The organism is Cupriavidus sp. H19C3, from assembly GCF_049393815.1.
Taxonomy (GTDB): Bacteria; Pseudomonadota; Gammaproteobacteria; order Burkholderiales; family Burkholderiaceae; genus Cupriavidus.
In genome coordinates this window covers 1,432,272-1,449,325 of the sequence record NZ_CP184985.1, presented here as the reverse complement: position 1 = coordinate 1,449,325, position 17,054 = coordinate 1,432,272, and the positions used below count along the sequence as shown (strand labels likewise).

Sequence of the window (17,054 nt, the reverse complement as noted above, 5' to 3'; positions counted from 1 at the left end):
CACCTGTGAGTGTTGCGCGGTCCGAACCGCGCTCTTCGGAAGGTCAGTGCGTGGCGAATATAGCACGCGACTTTCGGCCTGCAGCAAGGGTTTGCGGGCAGGACGCGGTGAATTAATAAAGATTCAATTCATACGCGTGATGGTTCAAAAAACTTTCAGTTGCATCCACTGCAGGGTCTGTTTCCGGCGTGTAAGACATGCCGAATTTGCATGAAGCGGCGAGCCGCCGTGTGAAAGAATGCCAGCCATCGCCTTCCACCCTTCGCCTTCCATTCTTCCGAGGAAACCTCCCGCCATGTCCGAAGCCGTCGTCCTGCTGAACGGGGAACTGCTCCCGTTGTCCGAAGCCCGCATTCCCGTTCTGGACCGGGGGTTCATTTTTGGCGACGGCATCTACGAGGTGATTCCGCTCTACAACGGCAAACCGTTCCGCGGCGCCCAGCACCTGGCGCGGCTGGCGCGCAGCCTGGCGGCCATCGGCATCCCGAACCCCTATACCGAATCGGAATGGCTGGCCCAGATCGACCGCGTGGTGCGGGCCAACGGCCTGGCCGACCAGATGGTCTACATGCAGGTCACGCGTGGCGTGGCCAGACGCGCCCATGCGTTTCCCAAGGACGTGCAGCCGACCGTCCTGATCATGACCAATCCGCTGGTACTGCCGCCCGCGCAGGCGCGCGAGCAGGGCGTGGCATGCGTGACCATGGAAGACCGCCGCTGGCTCAACTGCCAGATCAAGTCGGTATCGTTGCTGGGCAATGTGCTGGCGGCCCAGTACGCGGCCGAACACGGCGTGACCGAGGCCATCCAGTTCCGCGACGGCTATCTGACCGAGGCGTCCTCGTCCAATGTCTGGGTGGTCAGGAACGGGCGCGTCGCCGCGCCGCCCAAGGACAACCTGATCCTGGAGGGCATTCGTTACGGCCTGATGGAGGAACTGTGCGCGGCCATGGAGATCCCCCTGGAAGCGCGCCGGCTGTCGCGCGAAGAGGTCTTCGGTGCCGACGAAGTCCTGATCTCGTCCGCCACCAAGGAACTGTTGCCCGTGGTCACCATCGACGGCCGCACTGTCGGCGACGGCAAGCCGGGTCCGGTGTTTGCCCGCCTGTACGCGGGCTACCAGGCCGCCAAGGCGGCGTTGTAACGAGCGCCGCAGGCGCCGCCGCCGGTGGCACAAGGGGGCGCAAGGGGGCACAAGGGGGCATGAGGGCCGGCCCGGAGGCCTGCCAGCTGGCCGGCCGGGCGCGTGCTACGATGCCCGCGGACGAACCACTGAAGGAGGCCAGACATGGCCAAGCGCGGACGTAGCCGCCGTGTCCTGAAGGAAGAAGTCAGCCGGCGTATCCATCAGATCGACGAAATTGCCGACGACGGCGCGCGCATCCGCGTGCCGGATCCGGTGCCGCACGCGCGCGACGCCCGCGGACGGAACTGGGACATGGGCCATTTTGGCAACGCGCGCGGATTCGAGCGCAGTATCCGCGCGGTGGTCGACGACGTACGCGAGGAGTTCGACCTCGTCGACGAGCCGGAAGCGCGCACGCCGAACCCGTTCGGCGACTGAGCGCGGCGACTACTCCACCGTGACGACGATGGCCACGCGCCGGTTCTGCGCGCGTCCGGCGGCGGTGGCATTGTCGGCCACCGGACGCGTCTTGCCCCAGCCACGCACCTCGATGTGGTCGCGCGCCAGGCCCGAGGTGGCGAGCACGCGCGCCACCGCTTCGGCGCGCCGCACCGACAGGCGCTGGTTGTATTCGGCGGTGCCGACGTCGTCGGTATGCCCGTCCACGCGAACGGTGTCGATGCCGGCGTCGGACAACGCGCGCCCCACCCGCTGTACCGGGGCCTGACGCTCGGGCGCGATCGTATCCTCGTCGAACCCGAACAGCACCTTCTCGGGCAGGCCCAGTTCCCAGCCATTCTCGGTCAAAGCAAAGCCTTCGCTCTTGAGCACGCCGACCTGTGCGGGTGAGAGCTTGGCGGCGGGGGCGGGCGGCGGGGTCTCGCATCCCGCCAGCGCGAGAGTGCCGGTCAGCAAAGCCATGACTAGCCAGGCGCGGCGCGTGGGGCGGTACTCCATGTGCAATGACTCCTTGCGTTTCTTCTTGTTGGTTCAGACGGTGGCGTCCGGTGGTGCCGGTTCGGCGCTGCGCCAGGTCGCGCCAGAGTGGCGCTTGGCCCCGTACATCGCCACATCGGCGGCATGTAGCAGCCCCTTGGCGGTACGTGCGTGCAGCGGATAGATGGCCAGCCCGATACTCATCGGCGCGGTGATGTCGGTCCCGCCCGGCAGGCGGATCGGCGCTTCCATGGCATGCAGGATGTGCTCGGCGATCTGGACCGCGTCGTCGGGGTCGCGCAGGCCGCTCGCCAGTACCGCGAACTCGTCGCCGCCCAGGCGCGCCACCGCGTCGTTCTCGCGCAGGCAGCCGCGGATGCGCTGCGCAATGCCGATCAGCACGGCGTCACCGGCCGCGTGCCCGTACCGGTCGTTGATGCCCTTGAAATCGTCGCTGTCCAGATAAAGCACGGCAATATGCTGATTGCGGGCCGAGGCAGTGCGCATGGCGTGTTCGAGCGCTTCCTCGAAGGCGGCGCGGTTCAGCAATCCTGTCAGACCGTCGTGCGTCGCACGGTGGGCCAGCGAACGGTTCTCGTGCTGCAGCTGATTCTGCCAGGCCTCGAGTTCATCGAGCAGGCCGTTGAAATCTTCGCCAAGCGCGTTCAGTTCGGCAATGCGCGCCGGCGGCATGCGCTGGCCGAACGCACGTTCGGAACGCACCGCATGCGCGACCCGCATCAGGTTGCGCACGGGGTCGATGATATGGACCAGCATGCGGCTCGACATATAGTGCGCGCCCACCGCCGTGAGCAGCAGGCAGGCGAGCAGCCCGAGCGTGCCCTGGGCCAGAAAGTGGAGCAGCGCGATCGGGTCGCCGGCCACCTGCACGCTGCCGACCTTCTGGGATTCGTGATAGATGGGCTGCATGACCGGCCCCGACGTCAGCAGCTCGCTCGCCACGCGATGCAGCGCGGGAAAGCGCGCGGTGGTCGGCCGCTGCCACGCGGCCAGCGGTTGCTGGTCGCGATCGAACACGGTGGCCACCGCCACGTCCTCGCTCGCGGCGATGACCGAAAGCGTTTCGGCGGCGGCGGCGGCATCGCGGAACACCACGGGGGCTTCCAGCGTGTACGCGATGGAACGTGCCACCAGCCGCAGATTGTGATCGGCATAGACGCGCAGCGCGGTCAGACCGAGCGCGGTCAGCGAAATCCCCGCCGTGCACACGGCGATAAGCGCCACGCTCAGGTGGATGCGGCGCAGCGTGCCGTACAGCGTCGGGCGCGCCGGTGGTGGCGAGGATGGGGAAGATTGGGAGGGCGGACGCGGCGGGTTCACGATGCGGGCGCCTTGCGTCGGCCGAGCTGCAGCACGCCAGGGTGGACATGGATGCCGCTGCGCGCGATCGAGTCCAGATTGACGCGGAACGATACGGCGTTGTCGCGAATATTGAGGCAGAACATGCTGCCCGTCTCGCACTCGAAGTCTTCCTCCGCGATCACGAGCACCGGCTTGCCGGAAAGGTCCGAGGCCAGCCTGTTGCGGCGCGCGTCGGTCACCATGCCCAGATAGAGAGCGTCGCAGACCGGTGTTACCGCGTCGTTCATCAGGTCGACCCGCCGGGTTTCCACAAAGCGACCCGACGACAGCGTGCCGCCTTCCATCAGCTTGCCACCGTAGCGCGTGCCGGTGTCCACGCACAGCCGGACCGTATCGCGCTCGACGGGCCAGCGCGCATAGCTGAGCAGGCTCAGGACCACGCGTGCGACCGCATCCGCGCGCGGCACCGGTGCGGTGGCGGGCGGGGCAGTGGACGCAGCCGGCGCCGCGGGCGCGCTGGCGGGCGCCGCGGTCTGGGCGGGGACCTGGGTTTGGGCCTGCACGGCCGGCGACGGCATCGCCATCAGCACGGTAACCAGCGCAGACGCCAGTGCCAGGTCGGCAAGGCGGTTCGAGGGGGCGGCCATGGATGGGAAGGGCGGCTTCGCGTACGTTTGATGTCGGCTCGGCGCAATGCGCCTGATAAGTGTTTCGGCATCAACCGGCCGCAACTGTAGCCCGAAATCCCTATACCGGCATCGGTTTAAACGCGTGTGCTAGAGTTTTCTGACACCCTTGCAGACGGAGGCGAACCATGACCAGCGAATCCAGGCCACAGTTGAAGGCCATCGTGCAGACCGCGCCGCAGGCCGGGCGTTATGTCTGGATCATTTCCCTGGTGGACTTCGGCGCGCAGCAGATCCGCCGCACCATCGTGTCCGACGATACCTTCACTACCGCCGATGCCGCGCGGGTGGCCGGCGACGCCGAACTGCGCGCGATGGCCGCCGACCACTGAGCGTGGGGGCGGCGCGGTTTCTCCCGTAACGAACCGATACCCTTTCTTACACCGGATCACAGCGGTGGGCGCTAGACTGCCTTGCAATGACTCCGGAAGAAGACAACCAAGGAAGGGTTCATATGCCTGTTCGTCGCCCCCTCATGATGATGGCCGTCGCCGCCGTGCTGCTGGCCTCCGGCCTGGCCATGGCGCCTCGGGCCGTGGCGCAGGTGTCGGTCGCTATCGGCATCAACACCCCGCCTCCCGCGCCAATCTACGAGGTCGTTCCCGGGCCGCGACCCGGCTATATCTGGCAGCCCGGCTACTGGGGATGGGACGACCACTATCATCGCCACCACTGGCACAAGGGCCGCTGGGCGCATGCGCGTCCCGGCTACGCCTACCAGTCGCCGCATTGGGTCCATGGCGGTAACGGCTGGGTCATGCGACCCGGGTACTGGAACCGCCATGGCGGGCGCCCCCATCGCTCCGAGGGGCATTGGCATGGCGGCGGCCGTCCGGGCCACGGCGGGCACGGCTGGCATGGTGGTCATGGTGGGCGCGGCGGCCATGGCGGGCATGGCGGCCACGGAGGCCGCGGCGGTCACGGCGGCCACGGCGGCCATGGCGGTCACGGTGGCCATGGCGGCGGCTCGCATCACGGCCATCGCTGACTCGTGTCGTGCCGCCATGCTAGGATTTCCCGCAGCCATCCGATGGCATGCCGCAACGCACGGCACAGCGCAGGGGTCAGGTAATGGAGGCATGACATGGCAAAACAGGTCTTCTCGCGGGCGCAGTATCTCGACATCCTCAACGACAGCCTGAGAAAACATCCCGGCTGGCAGCCGGGCATGGCGTTCGTGTTCCTGCCCCCGGGTGCGGATGCGAGCCAGGCGTCCGGAGTCGGCTGCACCGGCCCGCTCGAGGCCATGCCGGTCTATTGCGAGATCGAGCGTGTGGCGGCGGGGCTGATCGAAGTGCGTCAGGGTTGAAGCTGCCGCACCGCAGATACGCCGCCGCGATGCCTGGCGCGTCAATCAGGGTGCGTAGAATTAGGGTGCGTAGGCCAGGATGCGTAGAATAGCGTTCTTCAAGAACCATACGCTGGGAATCCACCCGTGAAGAAGACGGACCTCGAAAAGAACAAAGGCCTCAAGATCGCCAACGATATGAAGCACGCGGCGGCCGTGCGGGGTGGCGGCGCGGCCGGTGCCGCGGGCGCCCGGCTCGACCGGCGCGAGCAGCGCAAGCTCGACCAGCAGGCCGGCCTGGTGCCGTTTGCCTGCAAGCTCGACAGCAAGCTGGTGGCGCGCCTGCAGGAACTGGCCAAGGATCATGCGGGCGGAATCAATGGCCTGATGGCCGAAGTGGTAGCGAAGGGTCTGGGCTGACCTCTCCGCCTGGTGCCGTAGCAGGCCGGGCCGGCGCCCGATCAGCGTGCGTCGGCCAGCCGCGCGATCCTCAGCCCTCGCGTGGTCATCGCCCGGTCCTCACTCGTTCCTCATTCAGCCCTCACTCAGCCCTCACTCAGTCCTCATCTTCCTCGTCGAGGAACTCGCGACGCAGCATCCAGTTGGCGATGGCCTCGTCGCAGACTTTCTTGAGCTTGTTCTTGTCCGGCAGCTTGTCGAACAGCTGGAAGTTCACCAGTGCCATGCCGGCATCGGTGATATAGAACAGCCGGTCGGGCTCGTCGTAGTGGACCACGCGGCCGTCGATGCCGCTTTCCTCGCTGTCGGCGGGCATGTCCTCCAGCTCGACCACGCGACACGTAAAACGCGGGCTGCGGGTATGCGTCAGATATTCGAATTCGTCGTGCACGACTTCGCCACCCTTGCCCGTGGCGACGGCGAAGCCCCAGATAAACCGGGGCATCGGCAGATCGGACAGATCGTCAATCTCGTCCATGGTGTTCTCCCTGATGCGATAGCCGGCATTATCGCCCAAAGCGCTCACCGCGCGCGCGCATCCCGTTTGCGTACGGCCGCGCAGTTGGCGAACAACGGTGGCGCGCCCCCGGCCGCCATCAGGTCGCGCAGGTTGCCGTCGTCTCCCTTGGTCCACCACTCGTAGCGTCCCGCGACATAGCGCGCGCCCGAGCCGCTCATGACATTGACGAACAACGTCGGCTTGCCGTCGAGCGTCATCAGTGCCACGTGATTGTCCGGGCCGTTGAGATAGCGCACGCCGAGCGTCTTGCCTTCGTCGCAGCGGTATTGCACGGCAACGTTCTGCGCAAAGCGGACCGCGCCGAGATGGGGCTGGCCCAGCGCGGCCGTGGCCAGCAGCGCCGCGGCAAGCAGTATGACCACTCGTGGCGTACGCGGTGGCATGCGGACCAGGGCTTTCATGGCGGCTCCTGATGGTCAGGCGAGCATATAGCCCTTGGCAAGGGTACCAAAGGCCTCGACTTCGCGCGCCTGCCACTCCGCATCGTGGCCCAGCTCGTCGGCAAGGATCTCGGCCACCCGTGGCGCCGCCGCACGCGCGGCCTGCGCGTCGAGGAACAGTGCGCGATTGCGCCGCGCCAGCACATCCTCGACGCGGCGCGCAAGCTCGTGACGCGCGGCAAAGCGCACGTGGGCCGCGCTCAGGCCGGCGGTCGGCACCAGCATGTCGTCGCCGCCCGGCAGCGCGCGCAACGCCGGCAGGTCGGAACCATAGTAACGGTCCGGCGAAGCGGTGCCCGGTGCGGGCAGATCGTCGGGCAGGCCCAGCGCGCCGTGCAGTGGCAGGTCCGCCGTCACGCCGGGCGCCGACTTGAGCAACTGGCGCTGGATCGCCGTGCCGATCACGTCCTCGGCCATCTTGCGATAGGTGGTCCACTTGCCGCCGGTAACGGTGATCAGGCCCGCCTTCGACACCAGGATCGTATGCTCGCGCGAGAGCGACGCGGTGGAAGCCTCGCCGGTCGCCTTGACCAGCGGGCGCAGGCCGGCCCAGACGCTGGTCACGTCGGCACGCGTGGGATCGCGCGCAAGATAGCGCGCCGCGGTCTCGAGGATGAAATCGACATCGTCGTCGGCCGCACGCGGTTCCAGCGGCAGGTCCTGGCGCGGCGTGTCGGTGGTGCCCACGATGGTATGGCCGTTCCAGGGCACGACGAACAGCACGCGGCCGTCGTCGGTCTTGGGAATCAGGATGGCGCGCTCGCCGGGCAGGAAACTGCGCGGCAGCGTCAGGTGCACGCCCTGGCTGGGCGCCACCATGGTGCGCGCCTGGCCGTCCTCCATCTGGCGGATCGCATCGACCCATACGCCGGTGGCGTTGATCACGCAGTCGGCGCGCAGCTCGAAGGTGGCGTCGCCCAGCGCATCCTGCGCGGTCACGCCGGTGATCACGCCGTTGCGCTGCTGCAGGCCCGTCACGCGCACGTAGTTGAGCGCGGTGCCGCCCACGTCGAACAGGGTCCGCATCAGCGCGATGGCCAGCCGCGCATCGTCGAACTGGCCGTCGAAATAGAGATTGCCGCCCCGCAGCGGCCGGCCGCCCACGTGCTCGGCAAGCGTCGGCACCGCGGCCAGCGTTTCGGCATGGTTGAGCCAGCGGCTGCCGGCGAGGTTGAGCCCGCCGGCGAGCAGGTCGTACACCTTGAGGCCGATACCGTAGAACGGCTGGTCGAACATCTGGTAGGCCGGCACCACAAAGCCGAGCGGCCAGACCAGGTGCGGGGCGTTGCGCGCCAGCAGGCCGCGCTCGTGCAGCGCCTCGCGCACCAGGCCGATATTGCCCTGCGCGAGATAGCGCACGCCGCCATGGACGAGCTTGGTGGCCTTGCTCGAAGTGCCCTTGGCAAAGTCGGCCGCTTCCAGCAGCAGGGTGCGATAGCCGCGCGAGGCGGCATCGACCGCGGTGCCGAGGCCGGTCGCGCCGCCGCCGATAACGATGACATCCCAGCGCGGCTCGCTGGCGAGGGTGGCAAGCAGGTCGGCGCGCGAAGGCGGCTGGACGGAGGGGAACGGTTTCAGCATGTCGTTGGAGTGAGCGGTATTCAGGAGGGCCGGACGACGGCATCCGCGTCGTCCTCGCGGGCCCAGTCGCGTGCGCGGGCGACCGCGCGATGCCAGCGGCGCAGGCGTTGCGCGCGCTCGTCGGCCGACAGGCGCGGCTCGAAGCGTTGTTCCACTTGCCATTGCTGGCGAATTTCCTCGGTGTCGCGCCAGTACCCGGTGGCCAGGCCGGCCAGGTAGGCGGCCCCGAGCGCGGTGGTTTCCGTCACGCGCGGCCGTACCACGGCGGTGCCGAGCAGGTCGGCCTGCATCTGCATCAGCAGATCGCTGCGCGAGGCGCCGCCGTCCACACGCAGCTCGGCCAGCGGCAGTCCCGCATCGCGGGTCATTGCCTGCAACACGTCGACGCTCTGGAAGGCGATCGATTCGAGCGCCGCGCGCGCGATATGAGGACGGCCCGTGCCGCGTGTGATGCCGACCAGCGTGCCGCGCGCAAACGGATCCCAGTGCGGCGCGCCGAGGCCGGCGAAGGCCGGCACCAGCACCACGCCCTCGGTGTCGTCGCACTGGCGCGCGAGCGGCTCCACCTCCGGCGCGCTCTGGATGATGCCAAGGCCGTCGCGCAGCCACTGGATGGTCGCGCCGCCCATGAACACGCCGCCTTCCAGGCAGTATTGCGTGTCCTGCCCGATCTGCCAGCCGATGGTGGTGAGCAGCCGGTTCTGCGACGCCACCGGCTGGTCGCCGGCATTCATCAGGATGAAGCAGCCCGTGCCGTAGGTATTCTTGGCCATGCCCGGCGCCAGGCACACCTGACCGAACGTGGCGGCCTGCTGGTCGCCGGCGATGCCCGCGATCGGAATCTCGGTGCCGAACACGCGCGCCGCCGTGCGCGCGACCTCGCCGCTGGACGGCGCCACCTCGGGCAGCAGGCTGCGCGGGATGTCGAGCACGTCCAGCAGCGCATCGTCCCAGCGGAAGTCATGGATATTGAACATCAACGTGCGCGCGGCATTCGAGACATCGGTAACGTGGCGCGCACCGTCGGTCAGTTGCCAGATCAGCCAGCTGTCGACCGTGCCGAAGGCCAGTTCGCCGCGCTCTGCACGCTCGCGCGCGCCGTCGTAGTGGTCGAGCATCCAGCGCAGCTTGGTGCCGGAGAAGTAGGCGTCGATGATCAGACCGGTTTTCTGCTGGAACAGCGGACCATGGCCGGCCTCCTGCAGCGCCTCGCACATCGGCGCGGTGCGGCGGTCCTGCCAGACCAGGGCGCGGCCCACCGGCTCGCCGGTCTTGCGGTCCCATAGCACCGTGGTCTCGCGCTGGTTGGTAATGCCGATCGCGCGGATCTGCGTGCTGTCGACGTTGGCGCCCTGGAGCACCTCGTGCGCGACCGCGAGCTGCGATTGCCAGATCTCGTACGGATCGTGCTCGACGTGTCCGGGATGCGGATAATATTGCCGGAATTCGCGCTGGGCGATCCGTACCACATTGCCCGCGTGATCGAACAGGATGGCACGCGAACTGCTGGTGCCCTGATCCAGCGCGAGGATGTACTGCTGCCGGAGGGGCGAAGAAGAAGGAGAAGTCATGCGTTCCGTCCGTATGTATCCAGTTGATGTTCCTCGGCCCAGTTCATGTCCGACACCGTTCTCACCGCCATTGCCGCCGGCCTCGCCGAGCGCAGCCCGTTCGATCCCGCCGCCCACCTGCGGCTGACCATCGAAGGGCGCCATATCGGCTGGCTGCCGCGCGCGCATGCGGCGCTGATCGCCCACGCGTCCGGTCCCGCATCCGGACCCGTGCTGGGTCCCGAGCAGCACGGTGCAGTCGCGCTATTGCCCGGCTGTTCCGACTTTGCGCAGCGCGCCGCGGCGCTCGCCACGCTGGCGCGCACGCTGGCCGAAGCCGGCCATGTGCGCGGCTGGCGCGACGAGCTGTTTGCCGTTACCCCCGCGCTAGACGCGCCGCCATACGCGGTGATCGAACGCGCCGCGGCGCGCTTTCTCGGCTTGCTGACGTTTGCCTCGCACATGAACGGCGTGATTGCCGGCGAGCGGGCCCTGTGGATTTCGCGGCGCAGTCCCACCAAGGCCACCGACCCCGGCATGTGGGATAACCTCGTGGCGGGCGGCATGCCCCATGGCAGCCATCCGCTGGAGACGCTGATCCGCGAATGCGACGAGGAATCGGGCATTCCGCCCGCGCTCGCGGCGCGTGCCGAGGCCCATGGCGTGATCGAGGTCCTGCGTGAAATTCCGGAGGGGGTGCAGTGGGAACACGTATTCGTATACGACCTCGCGCTGCCGGCGGACTTCGTGCCATACAACCGCGACGGCGAGGTGGCCGAGCATCGCCGCATCGCGCCGGCGGCATTGCTTGCTATCATGGCGGACCGCGCGATGACCGTCGATGCCACGCTGGTGACGCTGGATGCGCTCCGGCGACGTGGCTGGACCGGCGACGCCGACTGAGTTTCGAAGGGGTTGTCTGCCTGACAATCTGACCGAATCGCGGTCTGTTTCAAGGTCGGAACCACGACGGGCGCCGCGTCCGCCGTGCCCGCCACGCCTGCCGTCCACCGCGCGGCCTGCCTCGAACCCAACTGCTTACGATGAGCACCACCGGATTTATTCTCACCATCTCGTGCCCCGACCAACCGGGCATCGTCCACGCCGTCTCGGGCCTGCTGTTCCAGCACGGCTGCAATATCGTCGACTCCGACCAGTACGGCGATGCCTTTACCGGCCGCTTCTTCATGCGCGTGCATTTCAGTACCGCCGCCGGCGGACCTGACCTCGCTGCCCTGCGTGCCGCCTTTGCGCCGGTCGGCGACCAGTTCGGCATGCAGTGGGAAGTGTTCGATGCCTCGGCCAAGCCGCGCGTGATGATCATGGTGTCGAAGATCGGGCATTGCCTGAACGACCTGCTGTTCCGCGCCAAGGCGGGCGGCCTGCCGGTGGAGATTGCCGCGATCGTGTCCAACCATCGCGATTTCTACCAGCTTGCCGCGTCGTACGACGTACCGTTTTTCCACCTGCCGCTGATGAACGCTTCCGCCGAGCAGAAGGCCGCGCAGGAAGCGCGCGTGTTCGAGGTGGTGCGTGACCAGAACATCGACCTGGTCGTGCTGGCGCGCTACATGCAGGTGCTGTCCGACGACCTGTGCCGCAAGCTGGCCGGCCGTGCCATCAATATCCACCACTCGTTCCTGCCCAGCTTCAAGGGCGCCAAGCCGTACTACCAGGCGCACGATCGCGGCGTGAAGCTGATCGGTGCCACCGCGCACTACGTCACCGCCGACCTCGACGAAGGCCCGATCATCGAGCAGGAAATCGAGCGCGTCGACCACAGCATGGACCCCGAGCAGCTCACCGCCGTGGGACGCGACGTCGAATGCGTGGCGCTCGCCCGTGCCGTCAAGTGGCACGCCGAACACCGCATCCTGCTCAACGGCCACAAGACGGTGGTCTTCAAATAGCCCCTCCCGCGTACCGTCCGGTACGCGTTGGCGCGGATCCGGGCGATCACGCCTGGTCCGCGACCACACAGTTCACTCCACTGTCGTTCAGCATCTGCACGAACGGCGTGCGCAGCGGCTCGTCCGTGAACAGGCGGTCGATGCTGGAGAGCGGCGCGAGTTCCACCATGGCCTGACGATTGAACTTGCTGGCATCCGCGGCCAGCCAGATCTCGCGCGAATGTTCCATGATCGTGCGCGCGACCTTGACCTCGCGAAAATCGAAATCGCGCAGCGTGCCGTCGGCCTCGATGCCGGAAATCCCGATCAGCCCGATATCCACCTTGAACTGGCGGATGAATTCGACCGTGGCCTCGCCGATGATGCCGCGGTCGCGCGAGCGCAGCACGCCGCCGGCCACGATCACCTCGCAGTCCGGATTGTCGGCCAGGATATTGGCCACGTGCAGGTTATTGGTGATCACGCGCAGGCCGCGATGATGGATCAGCGCCCGCGCGATTTCCTCGACCGTGGTGCCGATGTTCAGGATCAGCGAGCAGCCGTCCGGCACCGCCGCCGCCACCGCGCGCGCGATGCGGATCTTGCCCTCGGCATTGAGCTGCTGCCGCTGCCGGTACGCAATGTTCTCGGTGGTCGAGTTCTCGACCCGCACGCCGCCATGGAAGCGCGACAGCATGCCGTTCTCCGCCAGCAGGTTGACGTCGCGCCGGACGGTTTGCAAGGTCACGCCGAACTTGCGCGCGAGTTCTTCGATGGAGGCGAAGCCCTGCGTGCGTACCTCGTCGAGCAGGGCGGTCTGGCGGGGATTGAGGGTCATGCCGGGCATTCTAGATCAAACAGAAACGAAAACAAATGATGCGGCGCACAGTTGTATTGTGTTCGCTTTTTTGCTAAAACGAGCATTGCACGAGAAATAGTGGCTTTCCACACCCCTGCATGGGGTGACAGGGAAAGCACAAGAACAATGGAGACCGGATGCAGCTGAGCCTGGAAGGCATTGCGCAGCAAGTAGGGTCGCAAGCCTATCTTTACCCGATGTCGCTGGCCCCCGTGCCGGGCGCCGTCACCATCCTGCTGGGAGCCACCCAGGCTGGCAAGACGTCGCTGATGCGCGTCATGGCGGGGCTCGACAAGCCCACCGCCGGCCGCGTAAGCGTGGACGGCGCCGACGTGACGGGCATGCCCGTGCGCGAGCGCAACGTCTCTATGGTTTACCAGCAGTTCATCAACTATCCGTCGCTGACGGTATTCGACAACATTGCCTCGCCGCTGCGGCTGCGCAAGATGCGGGCAGAGGAGATCGCGCAGCGCGTGCGCGAACTCGCCGCGCGCCTGCATATCGAGCACCTGCTGCAACGGTACCCGGCCGAGCTCTCGGGCGGCCAGCAGCAACGCGTGGCGCTGGCCCGCGCGCTGGCCAAGGATGCCCCGCTGATGCTGCTCGACGAGCCGCTGGTCAACCTCGACTACAAGCTGCGCGAGGAACTGCGCGAGGAACTGACGCAGCTGTTCGCGCATGGCGACGCCACTGTCATCTATGCCACCACCGAGCCCGCCGAGGCGCTGCTGCTCGGCGGCCATACGGCGGTGCTCGATGCCGGCGAACTGCTGCAGTACGGGCCCACGCCCGAAGTGTTTCACTACCCGAACTCGCTGCGCGTGGCGCGCGCGTTCAGCGATCCGCCCATGAACCTCGTGGCCGGCACGCTGGACGCGGGGCGCGTCACGCTGGCCGGCGGCATCGTGATGGCGGTGCCGGAAGCCGCGGGCGAGGGCCCGGTGACGGTCGGGGTGCGCGCCGCCGCGCTGCGCCTGGCCGCGGTGCCCGGCGCGGTGATGGTGCCGGGCCGCGTGGCGCTGGCCGAGCTGTCGGGCTCCGACACCTTCGTGCACGTGGATACCGCCGCCGGCAACCTGGTGGCGCAGTTCTCCGGCGTGCACGACTTCGCGCTCGGCGCACCGTTGGCGCTGCATCTCGAGCCCTCGCAGCTATATCTGTTCGACGCCGATGGCGCGCGCATTCATGCGCCGCGCCGCCCCGGCGCGATCGTGACCGGATCCGGAGGCTGAGATGGCGCGTATCGATCTCGACCTGGCCCATTCCTACGTTCCGCATCCGCAGCGCGATGAAGACTACGCGCTGCTGCCGCTGCGCTTTACCTTCGAGGACGGTGGCGCCTATGCGCTGCTGGGGCCGTCCGGCTGCGGCAAGACCACGCTGCTCAACTGCGTGTCGGGGCTGCTGCGTCCGTCGCAGGGCACGATCCTGTTCGACGGCAAGGACGTGACCGCGGCCACGCCGCAGGCGCGCAATATCGCCCAGGTGTTCCAGTTTCCGGTCATCTACGACACCATGACCGTGGGCGAGAACCTGGCCTTCCCGCTGCGCAACCGCGGCGTGCCGGCGGCGCAGGTCCGGGAGCGCGTGGGTCGCGTGGCGGAAATGCTCGACCTGTCGGGCTCGCTCGACCGGCGCGCGAGCGGGCTCGCCGCCGACGCCAAGCAGAAGATCTCGCTCGGGCGCGGACTGGTGCGGCAGGACGTTTCCGCGATCCTGTTCGACGAGCCGCTGACGGTGATCGACCCGCACCTCAAATGGCAGCTGCGGCGCAAGCTCAAGGAGATTCATCACGAATTCCGGCTCACGCTGCTCTATGTGACCCACGACCAGACCGAGGCGCTGACGTTTGCCGACCAGGTCGTGGTGATGTCGCGCGGCAAGGCCGTGCAGGTGGGTTCGGCCGACCAGCTGTTCGAAGCGCCGGCGCATACCTTCGTCGGGCACTTTATCGGCTCGCCCGGCATGAACTTCCTGCCGGGCAGCTGGCGCGACGGCGCCATCGAGGTGGCGGGGCGGCGCTATCTGCCAGAGCTGCCCGCGAGCGTGGCGTCGGCCTTGCAGGCGGCCGGCAGTTTTCGCATCGGCGTGCGGCCCGAGTACCTGGAGATCGCACGTGCCGACGATCCGCAGGCAATGCCGGTCAAGGTGGTGCGCGCGCAGGATATCGGCACCTACTGGCTGGTGACGGCCACGGTGGCGTCCGCCGACGGCGAGGTAGCCACGGTGCGCGCCCGGCTCGGCACGGAAGCCGCCGCGCTGCGGCCCGGCGATACCGCGTGGCTGTCCGCATTCCACCGCCACACCTGCTTTTACGTGAACGAGGAACTGGTCCGATGAAACCCGTCAATCAGAAAGCCTGGCTCCTGGTCCTTCCCGTGGTGATCTGCGTGGCGTTCTCGGCCATCCTGCCGCTGATGACCATCGTCAACTATTCGGTGCAGGACATCATCTCGCCCGAGCGGCGCGTGTTCGTCGGTACCGAATGGTTTGCCACCGTGCTGCGCGACGAGGAACTGCACGATGCGTTGCTGCGCCAGCTCGGCTTCTCGCTGGCGGTGCTGGCAGTGGAGATTCCGCTCGGCATTCTGCTGGCCCTGTCCATGCCGGCCAAAGGCTGGCGCGCCTCGGCCACGCTCGTGGTGGTGGCGCTTTCGCTGCTGATTCCGTGGAACGTGGTCGGCACCATCTGGCAGATCTTCGGCCGTACCGATATCGGTCTGCTCGGCGCCGCGCTCGACGGCATGGGCTTCGACTACAACTACACGGGCAGCGCCATCGACGCGTGGCTGACCGTGCTGGTGATGGATGTCTGGCACTGGACGCCGCTGGTCGGGCTGCTGTGCTATGCCGGCCTGCGCGCGATTCCCGACGCCTACTACCAGGCCGCGCAGATCGATGGGGCCTCGCGCTTTGCGGTGTTCCGCTTCATCCAGCTACCCAAGCTGCGCGGCGTGCTGATGATTGCGGTGCTGCTGCGGTTCATGGACAGTTTCATGATCTACACCGAGCCCTTCGTGCTGACCGGCGGCGGGCCCGGCAATGCCACCACGTTCCTGTCGCAGTACCTCACGCAGAAAGCGGTGGGCCAGTTCGACCTGGGTCCGGCGGCCGCGTTCTCGATCATCTATTTCCTGATCATCCTGCTCACGTGCTTCGTGCTCTATAACTGGATGCAGCGCGCCGGTACCGCCGGCAGCGAGGAGATGCCCAATGGCTGACAAGCAACTCGCCCCGGGCGGCCAGCGCGCCGGCGCGTGGCGCCCCGTGTTTCTCGTGGTCTACCTGCTGTTCGCCATCGTGCCGATCTACTGGATGGTGAACATGTCGTTCAAGACCAACGAGGAGATCGTCTCGACGCTCTCGCTCTGGCCCACGACCTTCACGCTCGAACACTACGTGACCATCTTTACGGATTCGTCGTGGTACTCGGGCTATATCAACTCGATGATCTACGTGGCACTGAACACGATCATCTCGATCAGCGTGGCGCTGCCGGCCGCGTATGCGTTCTCGCGCTACCAGTTCATCGGCGACAAGCATGTGTTCTTCTGGCTGCTGACCAACCGCATGACGCCGCCGGCCGTGTTCCTGCTGCCGTTCTTCCAGCTCTATACCACCATGGGGCTGATGGATACGCACCTCGGCGTGGCGCTTGCGCACCTGGTCTTCAACGTGCCGCTGGCGGTCTGGATCCTGGAGGGCTTCATGTCGGGTGTGCCGCGCGAGATCGACGAGACCGCCTATGTGGACGGCTATTCGTTTCCGCGCTTCTTCCTGACCATCTTCCTGCCGCTGATCAAGGCCGGCGTAGGGGTGGCCGCGTTCTTCTGCTTCATGTTCAGCTGGGTGGAGCTGCTGCTGGCGCGCACGCTGACCTCGGTCAACGCCAAGCCGATCGTGGCCACCATGACGCGCACGGTATCCGCCTCGGGCATGGACTGGGGCGTGCTGGCCGCGGCCGGCGTGCTGACCATCGTGCCGGGCGGCATCGTGATCTGGTTTGTGCGGCATTACATCGCGAAGGGCTTCGCGATGGGCCGCGTCTGATGAGGAGGAACACATGCTGAGCTGGATGGTATGGACCACGCCGGTGGCCGTGTTCTTTGCCTGCGTGGTGCTGATGCTGATCGGCATGACACTGTGGGAGATACGCTCGCCCACGGTGCTGCGCAAGGGTTTTCTGCCGATTGCGACCACGCGTGGCGATCGCCTCTTTATCGGGCTGATGTGCGCGGCGTGGATCAACCTGGCCTGGGTAGGCCTGGGCGACAAGATGCAGGCGTGGTTCTCGCTCGCCGAGGAGCCGTCGGTCTGGATCAGCGCGGTCATTTCGCTGGTGGTGTTGCTGGTGATCATGCGCCGCGGCTGACGCCGCGACGCCGCGGTATGCGGTT

At 67.1% G+C, this 17,054-nt stretch carries 21 protein-coding genes; 13 read left to right on the top strand and 8 right to left on the bottom strand.

Annotated elements, in window-relative coordinates:
* Positions 1 to 295 precede the first annotated feature (295 nt).
* Positions 296 to 1,144 (top strand): D-amino acid aminotransferase, encoded by an 849-nt coding sequence (locus DFLDMN_RS06580; protein ID WP_423197666.1) that lies wholly within the window; start codon positions 296 to 298, stop codon positions 1,142 to 1,144.
* A 144-nt stretch (positions 1,145 to 1,288) separates the two neighbouring features.
* Positions 1,289 to 1,564, top strand: a complete 276-nt coding sequence (locus DFLDMN_RS06575; RefSeq protein ID WP_423197664.1) for a hypothetical protein — start codon at positions 1,289 to 1,291, stop codon at positions 1,562 to 1,564.
* 9 nt (positions 1,565 to 1,573) lie between these two features.
* Here DFLDMN_RS06575 and DFLDMN_RS06570 read toward each other — a convergent pair whose 3' ends face one another.
* Genes DFLDMN_RS06570 through DFLDMN_RS06560 form a run of 3 tightly spaced genes read right to left on the bottom strand, consistent with a single transcriptional unit; the run spans position 1,574 to position 4,032 of the window.
* Entirely contained in the window at positions 1,574 to 2,083 is a 510-nt protein-coding gene (locus DFLDMN_RS06570) for an OmpA family protein (protein ID WP_423197663.1), read from the bottom strand.
* 33 nt (positions 2,084 to 2,116) lie between these two features.
* A complete protein-coding gene (locus tag DFLDMN_RS06565; RefSeq protein WP_423197662.1) occupies positions 2,117 to 3,403 on the bottom strand; it encodes a diguanylate cyclase domain-containing protein in 1,287 nt (428 codons plus the stop codon).
* Positions 3,400 to 4,032 carry a YfiR family protein gene (locus DFLDMN_RS06560; protein ID WP_423197661.1) on the bottom strand — a complete coding sequence of 211 codons (633 nt, stop codon included), beginning with the start codon at positions 4,030 to 4,032 and terminating at the stop codon, positions 3,400 to 3,402. The genes DFLDMN_RS06565 and DFLDMN_RS06560 overlap by 4 nt, the downstream gene beginning before the upstream one ends.
* 167 nt (positions 4,033 to 4,199) lie before the next feature.
* Here DFLDMN_RS06560 and DFLDMN_RS06555 point away from each other — a divergent pair, with 167 nt between their 5' ends.
* The 4 genes from DFLDMN_RS06555 (at position 4,200) to DFLDMN_RS06540 (ending at position 5,779) form a co-directional block, all read left to right on the top strand.
* A complete protein-coding gene (locus DFLDMN_RS06555; protein WP_423197660.1) occupies positions 4,200 to 4,403 on the top strand; it encodes a hypothetical protein in 204 nt (67 codons plus the stop codon).
* Positions 4,404 to 4,525: 122 nt separating this feature from the next.
* Positions 4,526 to 5,059, top strand: a complete 534-nt coding sequence (locus DFLDMN_RS06550) for a hypothetical protein (protein ID WP_423197659.1) — start codon at positions 4,526 to 4,528, stop codon at positions 5,057 to 5,059.
* Positions 5,060 to 5,155: 96 nt separating this feature from the next.
* The gene (locus DFLDMN_RS06545) at positions 5,156 to 5,380 is read left to right on the top strand and encodes a hypothetical protein (RefSeq protein ID WP_423197658.1); all 225 of its coding nucleotides are present in this window, start codon (positions 5,156 to 5,158) and stop codon (positions 5,378 to 5,380) included.
* 126 nt (positions 5,381 to 5,506) lie between these two features.
* Positions 5,507 to 5,779 carry a hypothetical protein gene (locus tag DFLDMN_RS06540; RefSeq protein ID WP_423197657.1) on the top strand — a complete coding sequence of 91 codons (273 nt, stop codon included), beginning with the start codon at positions 5,507 to 5,509 and terminating at the stop codon, positions 5,777 to 5,779.
* A gap of 136 nt (positions 5,780 to 5,915) precedes the next feature.
* Here the strand turns inward: DFLDMN_RS06540 and DFLDMN_RS06535 are convergent, their stop codons facing one another.
* The 4 genes from DFLDMN_RS06535 to glpK are packed head-to-tail and all read right to left on the bottom strand — an operon-like array spanning position 5,916 to position 9,930.
* Positions 5,916 to 6,296 (bottom strand): hypothetical protein, encoded by a 381-nt coding sequence (locus tag DFLDMN_RS06535; RefSeq protein ID WP_423197656.1) that lies wholly within the window; start codon positions 6,294 to 6,296, stop codon positions 5,916 to 5,918.
* Positions 6,297 to 6,340: 44 nt separating this feature from the next.
* Entirely contained in the window at positions 6,341 to 6,739 is a 399-nt protein-coding gene (locus DFLDMN_RS06530) for an MliC family protein (protein ID WP_423197655.1), read from the bottom strand.
* 15 nt (positions 6,740 to 6,754) lie between these two features.
* On the bottom strand, positions 6,755 to 8,359 hold the full coding sequence (locus DFLDMN_RS06525) for a glycerol-3-phosphate dehydrogenase/oxidase (RefSeq protein WP_423197654.1): 1,605 nt from the start codon (positions 8,357 to 8,359) through the stop codon (positions 6,755 to 6,757).
* A gap of 20 nt (positions 8,360 to 8,379) precedes the next feature.
* Complete coding sequence (gene glpK / locus DFLDMN_RS06520; RefSeq protein ID WP_423197653.1) at positions 8,380 to 9,930, bottom strand: glycerol kinase GlpK; 1,551 nt, start codon at positions 9,928 to 9,930, stop codon at positions 8,380 to 8,382.
* Between the two features lie 45 nt (positions 9,931 to 9,975).
* Here glpK and DFLDMN_RS06515 point away from each other — a divergent pair, with 45 nt between their 5' ends.
* Both DFLDMN_RS06515 and purU read left to right on the top strand, forming a co-directional pair.
* Complete coding sequence (locus tag DFLDMN_RS06515; RefSeq protein ID WP_423197652.1) at positions 9,976 to 10,812, top strand: DUF4743 domain-containing protein; 837 nt, start codon at positions 9,976 to 9,978, stop codon at positions 10,810 to 10,812.
* A 140-nt stretch (positions 10,813 to 10,952) separates the two neighbouring features.
* A complete protein-coding gene (purU, locus tag DFLDMN_RS06510) occupies positions 10,953 to 11,819 on the top strand; it encodes a formyltetrahydrofolate deformylase (protein WP_423197651.1) in 867 nt (288 codons plus the stop codon).
* Positions 11,820 to 11,865: 46 nt separating this feature from the next.
* Here the strand turns inward: purU and DFLDMN_RS06505 are convergent, their stop codons facing one another.
* Positions 11,866 to 12,636, bottom strand: a complete 771-nt coding sequence (locus DFLDMN_RS06505) for a DeoR/GlpR family DNA-binding transcription regulator (RefSeq protein ID WP_423197650.1) — start codon at positions 12,634 to 12,636, stop codon at positions 11,866 to 11,868.
* 158 nt (positions 12,637 to 12,794) lie between these two features.
* Here DFLDMN_RS06505 and DFLDMN_RS06500 point away from each other — a divergent pair, with 158 nt between their 5' ends.
* From DFLDMN_RS06500 to DFLDMN_RS06480, 5 genes are read left to right on the top strand one after another with little or no spacing between them, the layout of a single operon-like run.
* Positions 12,795 to 13,889 carry an ABC transporter ATP-binding protein gene (locus DFLDMN_RS06500; protein ID WP_423197649.1) on the top strand — a complete coding sequence of 365 codons (1,095 nt, stop codon included), beginning with the start codon at positions 12,795 to 12,797 and terminating at the stop codon, positions 13,887 to 13,889.
* A 1-nt stretch (position 13,890) separates the two neighbouring features.
* A complete protein-coding gene (locus DFLDMN_RS06495) occupies positions 13,891 to 14,997 on the top strand; it encodes an ABC transporter ATP-binding protein (RefSeq protein ID WP_423197648.1) in 1,107 nt (368 codons plus the stop codon).
* Positions 14,994 to 15,878, top strand: a complete 885-nt coding sequence (locus DFLDMN_RS06490; protein WP_423197647.1) for a carbohydrate ABC transporter permease — start codon at positions 14,994 to 14,996, stop codon at positions 15,876 to 15,878. Before DFLDMN_RS06495 ends, DFLDMN_RS06490 begins: the two co-directional genes overlap by 4 nt.
* Positions 15,871 to 16,707, top strand: coding sequence for a carbohydrate ABC transporter permease (locus DFLDMN_RS06485; RefSeq protein ID WP_423197646.1), 837 nt, complete (start codon positions 15,871 to 15,873; stop codon positions 16,705 to 16,707). The genes DFLDMN_RS06490 and DFLDMN_RS06485 overlap by 8 nt, the downstream gene beginning before the upstream one ends.
* A 13-nt stretch (positions 16,708 to 16,720) precedes the next feature.
* Positions 16,721 to 17,029 (top strand): DUF2160 domain-containing protein, encoded by a 309-nt coding sequence (locus DFLDMN_RS06480; protein WP_423197645.1) that lies wholly within the window; start codon positions 16,721 to 16,723, stop codon positions 17,027 to 17,029.
* The last annotated feature ends 25 nt before the right edge of the window (positions 17,030 to 17,054 follow it).